This window comes from Novosphingobium sp. RL4, assembly GCF_035658495.1.
Classification (GTDB): domain Bacteria; phylum Pseudomonadota; class Alphaproteobacteria; order Sphingomonadales; family Sphingomonadaceae; genus Novosphingobium.
In genome coordinates, this window is record NZ_CP141945.1 from 285,485 (window position 1) to 301,077 (window position 15,593).

The 15,593-nt window shown below is 66.6% G+C and carries 8 protein-coding genes; 6 read left to right on the forward strand and 2 right to left on the reverse strand.

Annotation, left to right across the window (positions count from 1 at the left end; genetic code table 11):
* The first annotated feature begins 175 nt into the window (after positions 1–175).
* From U9J33_RS18625 to U9J33_RS18635, 3 genes are read left to right on the forward strand one after another with little or no spacing between them, the layout of a single operon-like run.
* Positions 176–3,589, forward strand: coding sequence for a glycosyl hydrolase 2 galactose-binding domain-containing protein (locus U9J33_RS18625; protein ID WP_420719921.1), 3,414 nt, complete (start codon positions 176–178; stop codon positions 3,587–3,589).
* Positions 3,586–4,386, forward strand: a complete 801-nt coding sequence (locus U9J33_RS18630; protein ID WP_420719912.1) for a GDSL-type esterase/lipase family protein — start codon at positions 3,586–3,588, stop codon at positions 4,384–4,386. The genes U9J33_RS18625 and U9J33_RS18630 overlap by 4 nt, the downstream gene beginning before the upstream one ends.
* Complete coding sequence (locus U9J33_RS18635) at positions 4,383–5,843, forward strand: carboxylesterase/lipase family protein (RefSeq protein WP_324699654.1); 1,461 nt, start codon at positions 4,383–4,385, stop codon at positions 5,841–5,843. The genes U9J33_RS18630 and U9J33_RS18635 overlap by 4 nt, the downstream gene beginning before the upstream one ends.
* A gap of 6 nt (positions 5,844–5,849) precedes the next feature.
* Here the strand turns inward: U9J33_RS18635 and U9J33_RS18640 are convergent, their stop codons facing one another.
* Positions 5,850–6,770: an ROK family protein gene (locus tag U9J33_RS18640; protein WP_324699655.1), complete on the reverse strand. Its 921-nt coding sequence runs from the start codon at positions 6,768–6,770 to the stop codon at positions 5,850–5,852.
* 147 nt (positions 6,771–6,917) lie between these two features.
* On the reverse strand, positions 6,918–8,162 hold the full coding sequence (locus U9J33_RS18645) for an ROK family transcriptional regulator (protein WP_132469550.1): 1,245 nt from the start codon (positions 8,160–8,162) through the stop codon (positions 6,918–6,920).
* A 216-nt stretch (positions 8,163–8,378) separates the two neighbouring features.
* Between U9J33_RS18645 and U9J33_RS18650 the strand changes: the two genes are divergently transcribed.
* The 3 genes from U9J33_RS18650 (at position 8,379) to U9J33_RS18660 (ending at position 15,587) form a co-directional block, all read left to right on the forward strand.
* Positions 8,379–11,483 carry a TonB-dependent receptor gene (locus tag U9J33_RS18650; RefSeq protein ID WP_324699656.1) on the forward strand — a complete coding sequence of 1,035 codons (3,105 nt, stop codon included), beginning with the start codon at positions 8,379–8,381 and terminating at the stop codon, positions 11,481–11,483.
* 105 nt (positions 11,484–11,588) lie between these two features.
* Entirely contained in the window at positions 11,589–13,139 is a 1,551-nt protein-coding gene (locus U9J33_RS18655) for a tryptophan halogenase family protein (RefSeq protein WP_324699657.1), read from the forward strand.
* 9 nt (positions 13,140–13,148) lie between these two features.
* Positions 13,149–15,587, forward strand: a complete 2,439-nt coding sequence (locus tag U9J33_RS18660) for a glycoside hydrolase family 3 protein (RefSeq protein WP_324699658.1) — start codon at positions 13,149–13,151, stop codon at positions 15,585–15,587.
* The last annotated feature ends 6 nt before the right edge of the window (positions 15,588–15,593 follow it).

Sequence of the window (15,593 nt, forward strand, 5' to 3'; positions counted from 1 at the left end):
GCATGTTGCTTTCATGTCGCGCATCCGCCTTGACCGATCCCGACGAAGTTGCGCGAAGTCCAAGCCTTCCTCACGCCCGACTAAATCGATCCGATTATGCAAAAACATTTTCTTTTTGCGACGGGACGTGCTTTTTTGACAGTCAAAGCCAAGAGGCACTGAAGGGATGGGGATGATGAAGGGAATGAAGATTTCCGCGCGCGCGGTTCTGGCAACTGCCTGTGCGATGCCGCTTCTTGTCCTGGCCAATTCGGTCTTCGCGCAGGGCGCCGGGCCGGTCGATCTGGAAGTGATTCCCGCCGCGCCCACCTGGTCCAGCGATGTCGCGCCCGGATCGTCCTGGACGCTGAGCTTCTGGGCCGCCCTTGCCAGCAATTCGCACGGACAGCTCGTCGCCCTGGCCGACCCGGCAGGAACCCCGATCGTGTCGATCGCGCTCGACGGCGCAAGGCCCGTGCTCTCGGCCGGGGAAGACAGCGCCTCCGGCCCGGTGCTGCGCGATGCGGCAGGCTGGCACCATTTCGCGCTGGTCGCCACCGACAAGGGCGAGCGGCTCTATATCGACGGCCGGCCGGCAGCGGCGCTGGCCCGCCCTCTCGCATCACCGCCCGCCAGACTGCTGGTAGCGCCATCCGCCAACCCTTCGGGCAGCGTGGCGGGCCGCATCGCCGGGTTGAAGCTGGAGGCCGGCGCGGCGGCAGAGGCCGACTTGCGCAAGGCCGCCGCGCAGGCGCCCGATCCCGCGCTGATCCAGTTTACCGAGACCAGCGCCCGCTGGCCGCTTCAGGTGCGCCAGATGCAGGGCCAGCTCACGCCCCAGCCTCCCGCCACCCTGCCCCGCAGTGCTACCGCGCCGGACAAGCCGGTCGCCAAGCCGGTGCCGCAAGTCCCCGCCCTGGCGCCGCAGGGCGATGCGCGGTGGACCTTGCAGAAGTGGACGCTGGCCGAGGCGCCGGCCGTTTCCGGCGATGCCGCTGCCATCTCCCGCCCCGGCTTCACGACCGGGAAGTGGTACGCGGCCACCGTTCCCGGCACCGTGCTCACCACCCTTGTCGACCGGGGCGTCTATCCCGACCCCGCGCACGGGCTGAACAACCTCGTCATTCCCGAAAAGCTGGCGCGGCAGGACTACTGGTATCGCACCGAGTTCGATCTTCCCGCAGAAGCTTCCGGCAAGCGGCTGGAATTGCTGCTGAACGGGGTGAACTTCAGTTCGCAGGTCTGGGTAAACGGCACCGAGGTCGGCACCACCAGAGGGGCCTTCGTGCGCGGCCGCTTCGATGTCTCGCCCTACCTGAAGCCCGGCCGCAACGCCGTGGCCATCCGCGTTTCGCCGCCGCCGCATCCGGGCCGCGCCCATGAGGAATCGCTGACGGCAGGCGTTGGCGAGAACGGCGGGGCGATGATGCTCGACGGGCCGACCTTCGGCGCCTCCGAAGGCTGGGACTGGATCCCCACCATCCGCGACCGCCAGACCGGGCTCTGGCAGGACGTGCAGCTCCTCGCCTCGGGCGATGTGCGGATCGGCGATCCGCAAGTCGTCACCACCCTGCCCAATCCCGACAATTCCGTGGCCAATGTCGAGATCACGGTTCCGGTCTCCAACCTGTCGGACCAGCCCCGCACCGCAACCGTGCGCGCCGCTTTCGACGACGTGACCGTGGAGCGATCGATCACCGTTCCGGCGCGCCAGTCCGCCTCGGTGCGCTTCTCGCCCGAGACCGACGCCGTGCTGGCGGTGCGCAATCCCCGGCTCTGGTGGCCCAACGGATACGGCGACCCGGCGCTGCACACGCTTCACCTGACCGCCTCGGTCGATGGCGGCAAGTCCGATGCGAAGGATCTGCGCTTCGGCATGCGGCAGGTCACTTACGAACTCTCGCTGGTGGACGGCGAAGGCAATCTCGACCGGGTCGCCATCGACTTCGAGAAGGCGCGGGCGCTCGGCCAGCAGATCGTGGACGAACGGCACGAGGCGATCCGGCAGGTGCGCGGCGGCTGGGCCTATTCCTTCGCGCCCGGCGCCGAGAACTCCCCCGCCGTCACCCCGATCCGGGGCGACGAGGGCCTTTCGCCGTTCCTCGTCCTGCGCGTCAACGGCGTGCGGATCGCCGCGCGCGGCGGCTCGATCGGCATGGACGACTTCATGAAGCGCGTGGACCGCGAGCGGCTGGAGCCCTTCTTCAAGCTGCACAAGAACGCCCACGTCAACGTCATCCGCAACTGGGTGGGCCAGAATACGCAGGCCAGCTTCTTCGATCTCGCCGATGAATACGGCCTCATGGTCATGAGCGATTTCTGGGAATCGACGCAGGACTACAATATCGAGGCCGAGGACGCGGACCTGTTCCTCGGCAATGCCAGGGACGTGGTCCAGCGGTTCCGCAACCATCCCTCGATCGTGCTGTGGTTCGGCCGCAACGAAGGCGTGCCGCAACCGATCCTCAACGAAGGGCTGGACACGCTGCTCCGCAAGGAAGACGGCACGCGCCTTTACATGACCTCGTCCAATCGCATCAGCCTGCACGATTCCGGCCCCTACAACTGGCGCGCGCCGGAGAAGTACTTCACCGAATACTCGAAGGGCTTCGCGGTCGAGGTGGGCACGCCGTCCTTCCCGACACTGGAATCGTGGGAGCGCGCGATCCCGGCGAGCGAGCGCTGGCCGATCAGCGATACCTGGGCCTATCACGACTGGCACCAGACCGGGAACGGCGCGGTCAAGACCTTCACCGATGCCATGGACCGCGAATTCGGCAAGCCGACCAGCCTGCCCGATTTCGAGCGCAAGGCGCAGATGCTGGAATACGAAAGCTACCGTGCGATCTTCGAGGGCATGAACGCCGGCCTCTGGACCGAGAATTCGGGCCGCATGCTCTGGATGACCCAGCCCGCCTGGCCGAGTTCGGCGTGGCAGATCCTATCCTCCGACTATGACACCCACGGCGCGTTCTACGGGATGAAGAAGGCCTCCGAGCCGGTCCACGTCCAGATGAACCTGCCGGACCACAAGGTGATCGTGGTCAACAACCGCATGGCCGCGCTTTCCGGCGTGACCGTGCGGGCCAGGGTGCAGGCGCTCGACGGCCGCCAGCTTGCGGCGCAGGAGACGAAACTCGATCTCACCGCCGGCAAGGTGGGCGAGGCCTTCACGCTCGACCTTGCGCCGCTCATGGCCTCGGGTCCGGTTCTGGTGCGACTGGAGGCGGTCGACACATCGGGAACCCGGCTTTCCGACAACTTCTACTGGCAGGCGGCGAGCGACGAAGCGCTTCAGGCGCTCAGCGCCATGGCGCAGGTGCCCCTCACCGCAAGCGCAAGGGCGGCGCAGGACGGCGACGAGACGAGGATCGAGGTCACCTTGACCAACCCCGGCACGACAGCCGCGATCCAGACCAAGCTGACCCTGTTCGATGCCAAGGGAAAACAGGTGCTTCCGGCCTATTTCTCGGACAACTACGTCTCGCTTCTGCCGGGAGAGACCCGTAACGTGACGATCACCGCGCCCACCGCTGCCGCCGGCAATTCACCTTCGGTCAAGCTGCGCGGCTGGAACGTCGAACCCCGGACCATCGCCACAGGAAAATGACCTTGCGCCTGAAAATTCTGCCTGCTTTCGCCCTTCCCTCCCTTGCCCTGTCCTCCCTGGCTCTTTCCGCGCCGGTTCTTGCCCAGACGGCTCCGACCGCGCCCGCTGCGCCCAATGCGGCGCAGGCGGCGGACCTGCGCCTGCGAACTGACTGGGCCTGGACGACGCGCTACCGGGACGCCAATCTGGCGGATGCGGCCACTGCTGCCCGCCCCCGCATCGTGCTGATGGGCGATTCCATCACGCAGGGCTGGTACGATCTCGATCGCCCCTTCTTCACGCCGGGCCGGATCGGACGCGGCATCGGCGGGCAGACGACCTCGCAGATGCTGCTGCGCTTCCGGCAGGACGTGATCGATCTCAAGCCGCAGGTCGTGCAGATCATGGCCGGAACCAACGACATCGCCGGTAATACCGGGCCGATGACCGACGAGCAGATCCAGGGCAACTTCCGCTCGATGGTGGAACTGGCCCAGGCGCACGGCATCCGCGTGGTGATCGCCTCGATTCCCCCGGCCGACCTGTTCCCCTGGCGCCCCGGCCTCGACACGGGATCGCGCATCCAGCGCATCAATGCCTGGCTCAAGAGCTATGCCGTAAAGACCGGCGCGGTCTATGCCGATTACTGGACGGCGATGAAGGGCACCGGCCTCGGCGCGCGCGAGGGGCTCACCTCCGACCATGTCCACCCGACGCCCGCCGGATATGAAGTGATGAACAAGGTTGCCGAGGCAGCATTCAAACAGGCCCTCGCCCTGCCCGCGACAAGGCCGCTGGCCGCCGCCCGCGTGCCATGATCGGCGCTCTGGCGGCGCTCGTCCTGACTGCGGCGGGGACGAGCGCCGCCGCGCCCGTGGTGGAGACCGATGCCGGCGCGATCCGGGGCGAGACCGCCGAAGACGGGCGCAGCCTGTTTCGCGGCATTCCCTTTGCCGCGCCGCCCATCGGCGACTTGCGCTGGCAGCCCCCGCAACCCGCCATGCCGTGGCAGGGCCTGCGCGAAGCCACGCGATCAGCCCCGGCCTGCATGCAGGTGGATTACGGCTGGAACCATGAAGCGGCGGCGAACCAGTCGGAGGATTGCCTCTATCTGGAAGTCGGCACGCCATCGTTGCGGCCTGAGAAGCCGCTGCCGGTCATGGTCTGGATCCACGGCGGCGGCAATCGCGGCGGCGGCGGTGCGGGCACGATCTCCTCGCCGATCGTCAGGCGCGGCATCGTGCTGGTCAGCGTGCAGTACCGGCTCTCCGCGCTCGGCTTCCTGTCCCACCCGGCGCTCGGCGCACATTCGGGCAATTACGGGTTGATGGACCAGCAAGCCGCCCTGCGCTGGGTCCAAGCCAATATCGCCCGCTTCGGCGGCGATCCGGCGAATGTGACGATCTTCGGCGAATCCGCAGGGGCTCAGGACGTCGGGCTGCAAATGCTCTCGCCCGGCGCCCGGGGGCTGTTCGCCAAGGCCATCGCCGAAAGCGGAACTCCCGGCTTCGGCCTGCCGCCCCGGAGCCTGACCGAAAACGAAACACTCGGCGAGCATATCGCCGTGGCCGCCGGGGCCCCGCCCCATGCCTCGGCACGGCAGCTTCGCGCCGTCCCGGCAGCGGCGCTCATCGCCGCCAGCGAGGCGGCGGACGTTCCCGCGCTGGATGATGACAGCTTCATCTGGCTTCAGGCCGTGGTCGACGGAGTGGTGCTGACGGAAACCCCGGCAGCATCGCTGGCACGCGGGACCGGCAACGACATTCCGCTGATATTGGGCAACAACTTCCACGAACTCGGCCTTCACGGCACGCCGCAGCGGGCCATCGCGCAGGGGTTCGGAACGAATGCGCCCAGCGCGCTGAAGGCATATGGCCTGACGCGCGCTGGCACGCCGCCCGCCGATCTCGAATTACGGCTGGCGAACGACCTGACATTCCGCTGCCCCGCCCTGCATGTCGCGGCGGCCCGCGCGCATGGCGGCGGGCGCACCTGGCATTACCAGTTCAGCATCGACGGCCCCGGAGAAGCCCCGGTCACCCACGGTTCGGAAATTCGCTACGTCCTCGGCGCCGCAGGGAGCGCGGAAGGCGCGCTCGCCCCGCTCGCCGCTTACTGGACCGCGTTTGCAGCCACGGGCGATCCCAATGCCGCCGGGCTGCCCGCATGGCCCCGTTTCGGTGCGGACGCCGCCACGCTGGAATTCACCGCGAACGGCGCACGGCTGGTGCCCCGCCTTTCCGGCGAGGTCTGCGCGCTGCGCAGCGCACCCTGATCGGGGTCAGGCGGCAGGAACCGCCTCGTCCAAGTCCCAGAGCAGCGCCGCGCCGCGCACGCCCGAACTGTCGCCCCAGCGCGCCCGCACCACTTCGCCGGTCCACGCGCCGGAGAAAGTCCGCGCCCGCACGGCCTGCGCCAATCCCTCGTAGATCGGCTCGACATTCGACATGCCGCCGCCCAGCACGATGGCGTCTGGATCCAGCAGGTTGGCAACCACCGCGAGGCCGCGCGCCAGACGGTCGCGGTAGCGCTCCAGCGCCTCGCGTCCATGCGCATCCCCGGCCTCGGCGGCGGCAACGATGGCCGGCGCATCGAGATCGCGTCCGGTCGCGCCTTCGAACGAGCGGCGGAACCCCGTTCCCGAAACCCAGGATTCGAAGCATCCGCGCAGCCCGCACCAGCAAGGCGGCGCGGGAAGCTCGTCGGGCTGCGGATCGGGAAGCGGCATATGCCCGAGTTCCCCGGTCAGTCCATGCGCGCCGCCCACGACGTGATGGTCCAGCACGAAGCCGCCGCCGCAGCCGGTGCCGATGATGAGCCCGAAGACCGACGCCTTGCCCGCCGCCGCACCGTCGATGGCTTCCGACAGGGCGAAGCAGTTGGCGTCATTCGCAAGACGGACCTGCCGGCCCAGCGCCGCTTCGAGATCGCGCTGGAACGGGCGTCCGTTGAGATAGGCCGAATTGGCATTGCGCATGAGGCCGGTGCCTCGCGCCGCCGACCCCGGCGTGCCGATCCCGATCGTGCCGCGCATCCCAAGCTCGCCTTCGACCGCCGCCACAAGTTCGCAGAGCGTCGCCAGCGCGCCGTCATAGGAGCCGGGCGTCGGCGTCCGGCGGCGGTGCAGAACCGAGCCGTCGGCAGCCAGCGCCGCCGCCTCGATCTTGGTGCCGCCGAAATCGATTCCAATCCGCATGGTCATGCGGCTGCTCGCCGCATCGGCGCGAAACCCGCCATAGCCCTCTCCGGTAAAACTGCGCCTTCGCCAGGCAAATCCATACACGCCCGCGACGCTTCAAATGTTCAAGCGCACTTTGGCACGTTCACCGAATAAGACAATTTCTTTTTTTTAGATCGGGTCCGAGCGACCGGCCTGCATGAGGATGGCATCTGAGGGCAGGAGCTGGTCAAGGAACGGCAGGATAGCCGCGCCGATGGCCGGTGCTTCCGCCGCCATCTGCGCCGGATGGACCGGCACGCGATTGGGCATGGAAACCTGCGCGAGGGCGGCGTCGAGCCGGGCGCTCAACCGTTCGATCAGCGGCACCGGAAGCCGGCCGCCGATCACGATGGCGTCGGGATCGAGCAGGCACGACACTGCCACCAGCGGCCCGGTCAGCGCGCGGGTGGCGTCGGCGATCCACTGGTCCATCGTGGTCGCCATCACCGGATCCAGGGCGAGCAGGTCCTCCAGCGCATCGAGCCTGCGCCCGGCCTGCAACAGCCGCTCCTCGATCGCCGAAAGCGAAACGGTGTCCTGCACCACCGCCCCCGGCTCGGCCGCGCCGACATCCGGCATGAGCCCGATTTCGCCGCTCCGCATCCGCGCGCCGCGATAATAGCTGCCGTCGATCACCGGCCCGCCGCCAAGACCCGCGCTGATCAGCAGGTAGAAGAAGCTCGGCCTTTCCTGCCCGATCACGCCTTGCGCCTCGCCAAGAGCGGCCGCTGCTGCGTCATTGTCGACATGGACGGGCCAGGGCAGGATTTCCTTGAGGAGGCTGGGGAAATCGACTTCCGACCAGCTGCCGTATCCTTCCGGCTTGTGCGGCAAGGCGATCCCGCCGAGATCGTCGGGCCGGGCAAGACCGATCCCCAGCACCCGTTCCCGGTCGACTCCGCCCGCCGCCAGCAGGCCGTCGATTTCCTCGGCAACGATAGCCAGCACGTCGGACGGCAGCGCGAAGCGGACTTCGCGGGTGACGCGACTGCGCACTTCGCCGGCAAGGTCGAGCGCGACGAGAGTGATGTGATCGCGGTCCACGTTGAGGCCGATGGCGAAGGCCCCGTCCGGGTTGATCGCAAGGCGCAGGGCCGGCTGCCCCCGGCCGCCATGCTTGCGGCCGAGGTGGGCGATCAGGCCCATCTCGTCGAGCCGGGAGGTGATGTTGGCGATGGTGGGCGCGGTCAGGCCGGTTTGCCGGGCCAGTTCGATACGCGTGGTTTCGCCGCTGAGCCGGATGGCCTGGAGCACGATGCGCTGGTTGTAATCGCTCGCCCGCGCCAGGTTGGTGCCGGACAGCGAGATGGCGAGCCGCTTGCCACGGGCTTCCGCCGAATCAGGTGATGCGACGATGCGATCCTCTCTTTTCATGGCTCAGACGATTACATCCGGATTGCTCGCCGAACTAACAAAAAAGAAAAAATTTAAGTTGACGCTCTTCCCTATTGGGCAGATGTGTATCGCAACGCGAGTCACCAAGAATACTCGCACCCGGAGAGGATAAGCGGCAGTACGACCGCGGGTCGACGCCCCTCTCCGAAAAGAATGAGGCACGCATCGCGCGTGAGTGGAGAGGAGTTGAGGGGAATGAAGCAGCATAGTTGCGTGCGTCGTGGCGTCCTGTTGGCGGCCACGTCTATCGTTGCACTGGGTTCGTCGCATGGCGCCTGGGCCGAGGAAATCGCGCCGGTCCTGACCGGAACCGCCACGCGCCTTGCCGTGGCGGAACAGGCCGAAGGCGGCGGTACCGCCGCTCCGACGGCCGATCCCAGCGCCGAGGAAATCATCGTCACCGGCATCCGCGCCTCCCAGGAACGCGCCGTCAACATCAAGCGCAATGCGACTTCCGTGGTCGATTCCATTTCTGCCGAGGACATCGGCAAGCTGCCCGACGTCACCATCTCGGACTCCCTCCAGCGCATTCCGGGCGTGCAGATCCTGCGCAGCGCGGGCGAAGGTTCGACCATCAATATCCGCGGCCTGCCGCAAGTTACCACGCTGCTCAACGGCGAAGCCTATCTCGGCGCGCAGTCGATCACCACGATCCAGCCGAACTTCAACGATATCCCCTCGCAGCTCTTCGCAGGCGCCGACGTCATCAAGTCGGCCACCGCGGATTCGCTGAACGCCGGCATCACCGGCACCGTCAACTTGCGCACCCGCCGTCCCTTCGACCTGAAGGAAGGCGTGACCGTCGCCGTCGCGGCGGAAGGGGCCTACGGCGACAAGACCAAGCACAAGTTCGACCCGAACTTCAACGGCCTGCTTTCCTGGCACAACGACCGCTTCGGCTTCATGGTCTCCGCCGCCTATTCCGACGTGCGCCTGTCGAATTCGCACAACGGCATCCAGGAAGGCTACGGCGCCGCCCTGCATAACGAAGGCACGCTGGACGCCACCTCCACCAACGGCTTCTCGCCCGCCAACCGCCCGCGTGGCACGGCGGTAGCCGGCGGCGTGGACGTCAACGACAACGGCAATTCCAACGATGCCTTCATCGTTCCGCAGGGCTTCACCGGCTGGAACAAGATCAACCAGCGCCAGCGCCTCGGCATCAACGGCTCGGCGCAGTGGATGATCAACGACGCCCTCACCCTGACCGGCGACGCTTTCTTCACCCGCCAGAACGAGCATGACCGCACCGCCGGTTTCCAGATGCAAAACGTGAACTGGCAGGCGGCGGAATTCGTCCCCGGCCAGTCACGCGATACGGGCGCAACTTATGTCGGCGGTGACGGGCGCACCTACAACATCAATACCACCCAGGTTTACAACTACGATCTCGGCAACTTCGATTCCTACGCTCAGACCGATCGCTACAAGTCGCAGTCGCAGAACTACAACGTCGAGCTGAAATTCGACAATGGCGGTCCGTTCAAGGGAAGCCTGCGCGGCATCTATGGCAAGGCGCACCAGTACTACGACCAGAGCTACCTCCAGTTCAGCATGTCCGACGGCCGGCAATGGCAGCCGGGCGGCATCGGCCACTATCCCGACGGCGACCGCGTGTTCAACGAGAACGGCTACACCGTCAACACGATTGCCGGGCTGAACTCGCTTCCCGCCGTAGTGGACTTCACCGGCAACAAGCCGGTCTTCACCTTGCCCTCCCAGCTCCTGAGCGAACTGGGCGACATCAGCAACTATGCGCTCAAGACGATGTCGTCGGAAGGCAACTATCGCCGCAAGGGCGACCTCAAGGTCCTGCGTGCGGATGGCTCCTACGAAGCCTCGCCGGACCTCACGGTGAGCTTCGGCGGCCGCTATTCCGAACGCTCCATCAATGACTACGAGTTCGACCGCGCTGCGCCGCTCTATGCTGGCATGGCGAGCGATCCGAACGGCTGCCTCGTGAAGTGGAAGGCGTTCGACGTTCCCATGAGCGACAGCTCGTGCAGCGCCGGCGACGCTTCCGGCTTCTACACCGCCGGTCTCACCCGCCTCGCCAACGATCCAACCCTTGGCGGCCGGGTCAAGCTGTTCAACCCCGGCGTTGCCGGTGTGCCTGCCATGTACGTGCTCGATCCCAAGGCGATGGATAACGCCCTGGCCTTCCAGAACGAGTTCTACCCCGGCAACGTCGAGGTCATGAACCCGGGCGCCTCGTTCAAGGTCGGCGTCAAGCAGATTTCGGGCTATGTCCAGACGGACTTCCATGGCGACCTGTTCGGCGTGCCCTTCTCGGGTAACGGGGGCGTGAAGGTCATCAACACCAAGCTCGACATCACCCAGTACATCACCGGAGGCCCGCAGCCTTACGGGCTCGCCAACGAACTGGGCGGTTCGGTCAACACCAAGCGTGATTTCACCGACATCCTGCCCGCGTTCAACGTGGCCTTCGACCTGGCGCAGAACCTGAAGTTCCGCTTCGCCTTCTCGAAGACGATGACCCTGCTCGACCTCAACCAGTGGGGCGGCGGCCTGAACCCGACTTACGCGATCGACACCAGCATTCCCGGAACCCCTGTCTTCCGCGTCACGGGCGGCAGCCAGAACGGCAACCCGAACCTCGATCCCTGGCGCGCCACCAATGTCGAGGCATCGCTGGAATACTACCTCGGCCGGGGAAGCCTGCTGAGCCTGGGCGCTTTCCACATCGCGGTGGACAGCTTCATCCAGAGCGGCAACGAGATCCGGACCGACCTGCCCGACAACGACGGCGTGGTGCGCAACCGCACGGTCTCGATCAGCACCCCGGTGCAGGGTTCGGGCGGCTCGCTGAAGGGGGTCGAGGCCGGTGCGAAACTCTCGTTCACCGATCTCGGCTTCATGCCGGGCTTCCTGGAAAACTTCGGCATCGACACGAACTTCACCTTCTCGCCCTCCAGCACCGGCGACAAGGATCTGGCGGGGCGCAAGATTCCCTTCCAGGACAACTCGAAGATCCAGACCAACGCGGCCGTGTTCTACCAGGACTCGCACTTCCAGGCCCGCGTGGCGTGGAACTTCCGTTCCAAGCGCGCGGTACAGTCCAACTTCGGCGGCATTGCCGGTCTGGAACTCTACCAGGCGCCCACCAACTACGTCGACGCCTCGATCAGCTACGACGTGACGCCGAACATCACGATCTACGGGCAGGGTTCCAACCTCACGGGCGAGTACGAGAAGTACTACCTCACCTGGAAGGACCAGAAGGCCTACAACAACATCTTCGAACGCCGCTTCACCATGGGTGCGCGCGTCAAGTTCTGACCTCCCCCCTTTCTCCCCCGCCCACCTCCTCCGGGCGGGGGGGATCCTTTTTCCATCGCGACCGGCTAGGTTCACGACCTGGACAGGTCTTCGGGGGGCCAGACAATGGCGAAGAATGCGATCCGTTCCATCCTGATCGTCGGCGGCGGCACCGCCGGCTGGATGACTGCAAACCTGCTGGCAACGCGCCTGCGCCGCCTGCCGATCGAGATTACTCTCGTCGAAAGCCCCGACATCCGCACCGTCGGCGTGGGCGAGGCGACGGTTCCCGCCATTCGGGATTACTTCAAGGCCATCGGCGTCACCGAATTCGAAGTGATGCGGGCCACGCAGGGCACCGTGAAGCTCGGCATCGAATTCCAGGACTGGGCACGGCCCGGGGAACGCTTTTTCCATCCCTTCGGCCGCTACGGCGTGGACGCCTTCGCGGTGCCGTTCCACCAGTTCTGGCTCAAGCGCCGCATGGCGGGAGACGAGACCCCCCTCTCGGCCTATTGCCTGGCGACCGAGGCGGCATCGCGCGGTCTCGTGCTGCTGCCGCCCGACCAGCCCGCCAACGACCTCGGCGTGTTCGACTGGGCGATCCATTTCGACGCGGGCCTCTTCGCGCGGTTTCTTTCCCAGCGCGCCCGGGACGATCTGGGCGTGCGCCATGTCGAAGGCACCATCGCCGGCGTGAACCGCGATGGAGAGACCGGACGCATCGCCTCCGTCACGCTCGAAGGAGGGGCCGAACTGGCGGCCGATCTCTTCGTGGACTGTTCGGGCTTCCGCAGCCTCCTGCTGGGACAGGCGCTGGACGTGCCTTACGAGGACTGGACGCACCTGCTCCCCTGCGACCGCGCGGTGGCCGTGCCCTGCACGCATGGCGAGGAGATGGCCCCCTTCACCCGGAGCACCGCGCTTTCCGCCGGGTGGCAGTGGCGCATCCCGCTCCAGCACCGCGTCGGCAACGGCTACGTCTATTCGAGCCGCCACATTTCCGACGACGAGGCCACCGCCACGCTGCTCTCGCGGCTCGAAGGCGAGACGCTGGCCGAACCCAACATGCTGCGCTTCAGGACCGGGCACCGGCAGCGCCTGTGGGAGAAGAACTGCGTGGCGGTGGGCCTGGCCGCGGGCTTCCTCGAACCGCTGGAATCGACCTCGATCACCCTCATCCAGAGCGCCGTCGAACGCCTGCTCGACCACTTCCCCGACCGTGACTTCGATCCCTCGCTGGCGGATGAATTCAACCGCATCACCCGGCTGGAATATGCGCGGATCAGGGACTTCCTGCTGCTCCACTACTGGGCGAACCGCCGCGAGGGCGAAGCGATGTGGGACGAATGCCGCGCGCTGGAACTGCCCGAGACGCTGGCCGCACGCATCCGTGCCTTCACGGGCGGCGGCAAGCTGCCGCGTTTCGAGTGGGACTCCTTCCAGTCGCCGAGCTGGCTTTCGATGTATGCCGGTTTCGACATCTGGCCGCCCCGCCACGATCCGCTGGCGGACCAGTTGACGGTGGAGGAACTGGGCGCTTCGTTCGCCAAGATGCGTGAGGCCATCGGGCGCGCCGCAGCGCTGGCAGTGCCGCATGCCCGCTTCATCGCCGAAAACTGCGCCGCCCCTGCCGCGCCTCATGATCATGGGCGCGTGCCCGCCCATTCAGCCTAGGAACGCCCGATGCGCCGTACGCTCGCCACTCTGCTTGCCCTTTCCGGAAGCGTACTGCCGCTGGCAAGCGCTCTTGCCGAGGACACCGGCCCCGCCGCCACCGCGCATGCCGAACTCTGGCCCAAGGCGCAGAGCGTCGGCCTTGTCGATCCGGAAACGGAGGCGAAGATCACCCGGCTGATGGCGCAGATGTCGGTGCGGGAGAAGGTCGGGCAGATGATCCAGCCCAGCATCGCCGCGATGAAGCCGGAGGAACTGCGCGAATATCCGGTGGGCTCGATCCTGGGCGGCGGCAACGATCCGCCGCTTTCGGGCAACGACCGGGGCCCGGCCAGCGACTGGATCGCCACCGCCGAAGCCTTCCGCCAGATCTCGATCGAAAAGCGCCCCGGCCATGTGCCGATCCCGGTGATCTTCGGCATGGATTCGGTCCACGGCAACTCGAACGTGTTCGGCGCCACGATCTTCCCGCACAATGTCGGCCTTGGCGCGATGCGCGATCCCGAACTGATGGAGAAGATCGGTCAGGTGACGGCTGCCGAAAGCGCCGCCTCCGGCTTCGACTGGGCCTTCGGTCCCACCGTCACCGTGCCGCAGGACGATCGCTGGGGCCGCGCCTACGAAGGCTATTCCGAGCGCCCCGAGATCACCCGCGAATACTCCGCCGCCATGGTGCGCGGGCTGCAGGGTACGCCCGGCAAGAGCCGCATCCAGAACGGCAATGTCGCCGCATCGATCAAGCACTTCCTGGCTGACGGCGGCACGCACGGCGGCATCGATCAGGGCGACGCGCAAGTCCCCGAGAAAGACCTGATCGAGATCCACTCGCCGGGTTACGTCAGCGGCATCGATGCCGGGGCGATGACCGTGATGGCCAGCTTCTCCTCGTGGAACGGGGTCAAGAACCACGGCAACAAGACGCTGCTGACCGATGTCCTCAAGGGCCGCCTCGGCTTCGAGGGCTTCACCGTGGGCGACTGGAACGCGCATGGCCAGATCCCCGGCTGCACCAACGGCAATTGCGCGGCAACCTTCAATGCCGGTCTCGACATGGCGATGGTGCCCAGCGACTGGAAGGACCTGTTCAACAACACGCTGAAGCAGGTTCAGGACGGCACCATCCCGATGGCGCGGGTGGACGATGCGGTGCGCCGCATCCTGCGCGTGAAGTTCAAGCTGGGCCTGTTCGATCCCGCCCGCCCCTACGAACACCGCACCGAGCTCGGCACGCCGGAGCACCGCGCGGTAGCGCGTCAGGCGGCGGCGGAATCGCTGGTGCTGCTCAAGAACAACGGCGCGCTGCTGCCGATCAGGCCGGGCCAGAAGGTGCTCGTCACCGGCACCCATGCCGACGATATCGGCATGCAGACCGGCGGCTGGACGATGTCGTGGCAGGGCACCGGCAACACCAATGCCGACTTCCCCGGCGCCACCTCGATCTGGGGCGGCCTCAAGACCGCGATCGAGGCGGCGGGCGGCACCGCCACGCTGAGTGCCGACGGCAAGGTCACGGGGCCGCAGCCCGATGTCGCCGTCGTCGTCTTCGGCGAGACGCCTTATGCCGAAATGGTCGGCGATATCTCCACGCTGGAATTCCAGCCGGGCGACAAGCAGGCGCTGGCACAGTTGAAAGCGCTGAAGGCGCAGGGGATTCCGGTCGTCTCGGTGTTCATCTCGGGCCGCGCGCTCTGGGTGAACCCGGAGATCAACCAGTCCGACGCTTTCGTTGCCGCCTTCCTGCCGGGTTCCGAGGGCGAGGGCCTGGCCGACGTGCTGGTCGCCAGGAAGGACGGCACGCCGAACAAGGACTTCCGCGGCAAGCTCAGCTATTCCTGGCCGAAGAACGCAGGCCAGTTCCTCAACAACGTGGGCCAGCCGGGCTACGATCCGCAGTTCGCCTATGGCTACGGCCTGACCTACAAGGACAAAAGCGCGGTTCCGCAGCTGAGCGAAGTGGCCGGGCTCGATGCCTCGCTTTCCAACGTCTCGGTCTACTACCTGCCAGGCAAGGTGCTGGCGCCGTGGAAGCTCGCAACAGGCGGCGCGGTCGCGGTGAGGAATGTCGACGGCGGCGGCACGCAGGAAGGCGCGCGCCAGCTCACCTTCACCGGCCCCGGCGAAGTGCGCATCGAAGGACCGACGGTCGATCTGAACCGCCAGAGCAACGCGATGCTCAGCTTGCGCATCGATTACCGCATCGATGCCAAGGGAACCGTCGCGCCGAAGCTGGGCTTGGGCGAGACGCTCCTCGACGGCGCACAGGTCTTCACCGCCGCGCCGGGCCAGTGGGCCAGCGTCAAGGTCTCGCTCTCCTGCTTCGCCAAGGCCGGGGCGGACATGACGAAGATTTCACGTCCCTTCGTGCTGCAAGGCAATGCGGGCCAGACGATCGCCATTTCCACCGTCAAGCTCGACGCCGATCCCACCGGCGCGATCTGCCCGAACTGAGCTTTA

Coding starts and splice junctions, on each gene's coding strand:
- U9J33_RS18645 (WP_132469550.1), bottom strand. CDS start 8,162: ATGAAAAGAGAGGATCGCATCGTCGCATCACCTGATTCGGCGGAAGCC.
- U9J33_RS18660 (WP_324699658.1), top strand. CDS start 13,149: ATGCGCCGTACGCTCGCCACTCTGCTTGCCCTTTCCGGAAGCGTACTG.
- U9J33_RS18650 (WP_324699656.1), top strand. CDS start 8,379: ATGAAGCAGCATAGTTGCGTGCGTCGTGGCGTCCTGTTGGCGGCCACG.
- U9J33_RS18635 (WP_324699654.1), top strand. CDS start 4,383: ATGATCGGCGCTCTGGCGGCGCTCGTCCTGACTGCGGCGGGGACGAGC.
- U9J33_RS18630 (WP_420719912.1), top strand. CDS start 3,586: ATGACCTTGCGCCTGAAAATTCTGCCTGCTTTCGCCCTTCCCTCCCTT.
- U9J33_RS18640 (WP_324699655.1), bottom strand. CDS start 6,770: ATGACCATGCGGATTGGAATCGATTTCGGCGGCACCAAGATCGAGGCG.
- U9J33_RS18655 (WP_324699657.1), top strand. CDS start 11,589: ATGGCGAAGAATGCGATCCGTTCCATCCTGATCGTCGGCGGCGGCACC.
- U9J33_RS18625 (WP_420719921.1), top strand. CDS start 176: ATGAAGGGAATGAAGATTTCCGCGCGCGCGGTTCTGGCAACTGCCTGT.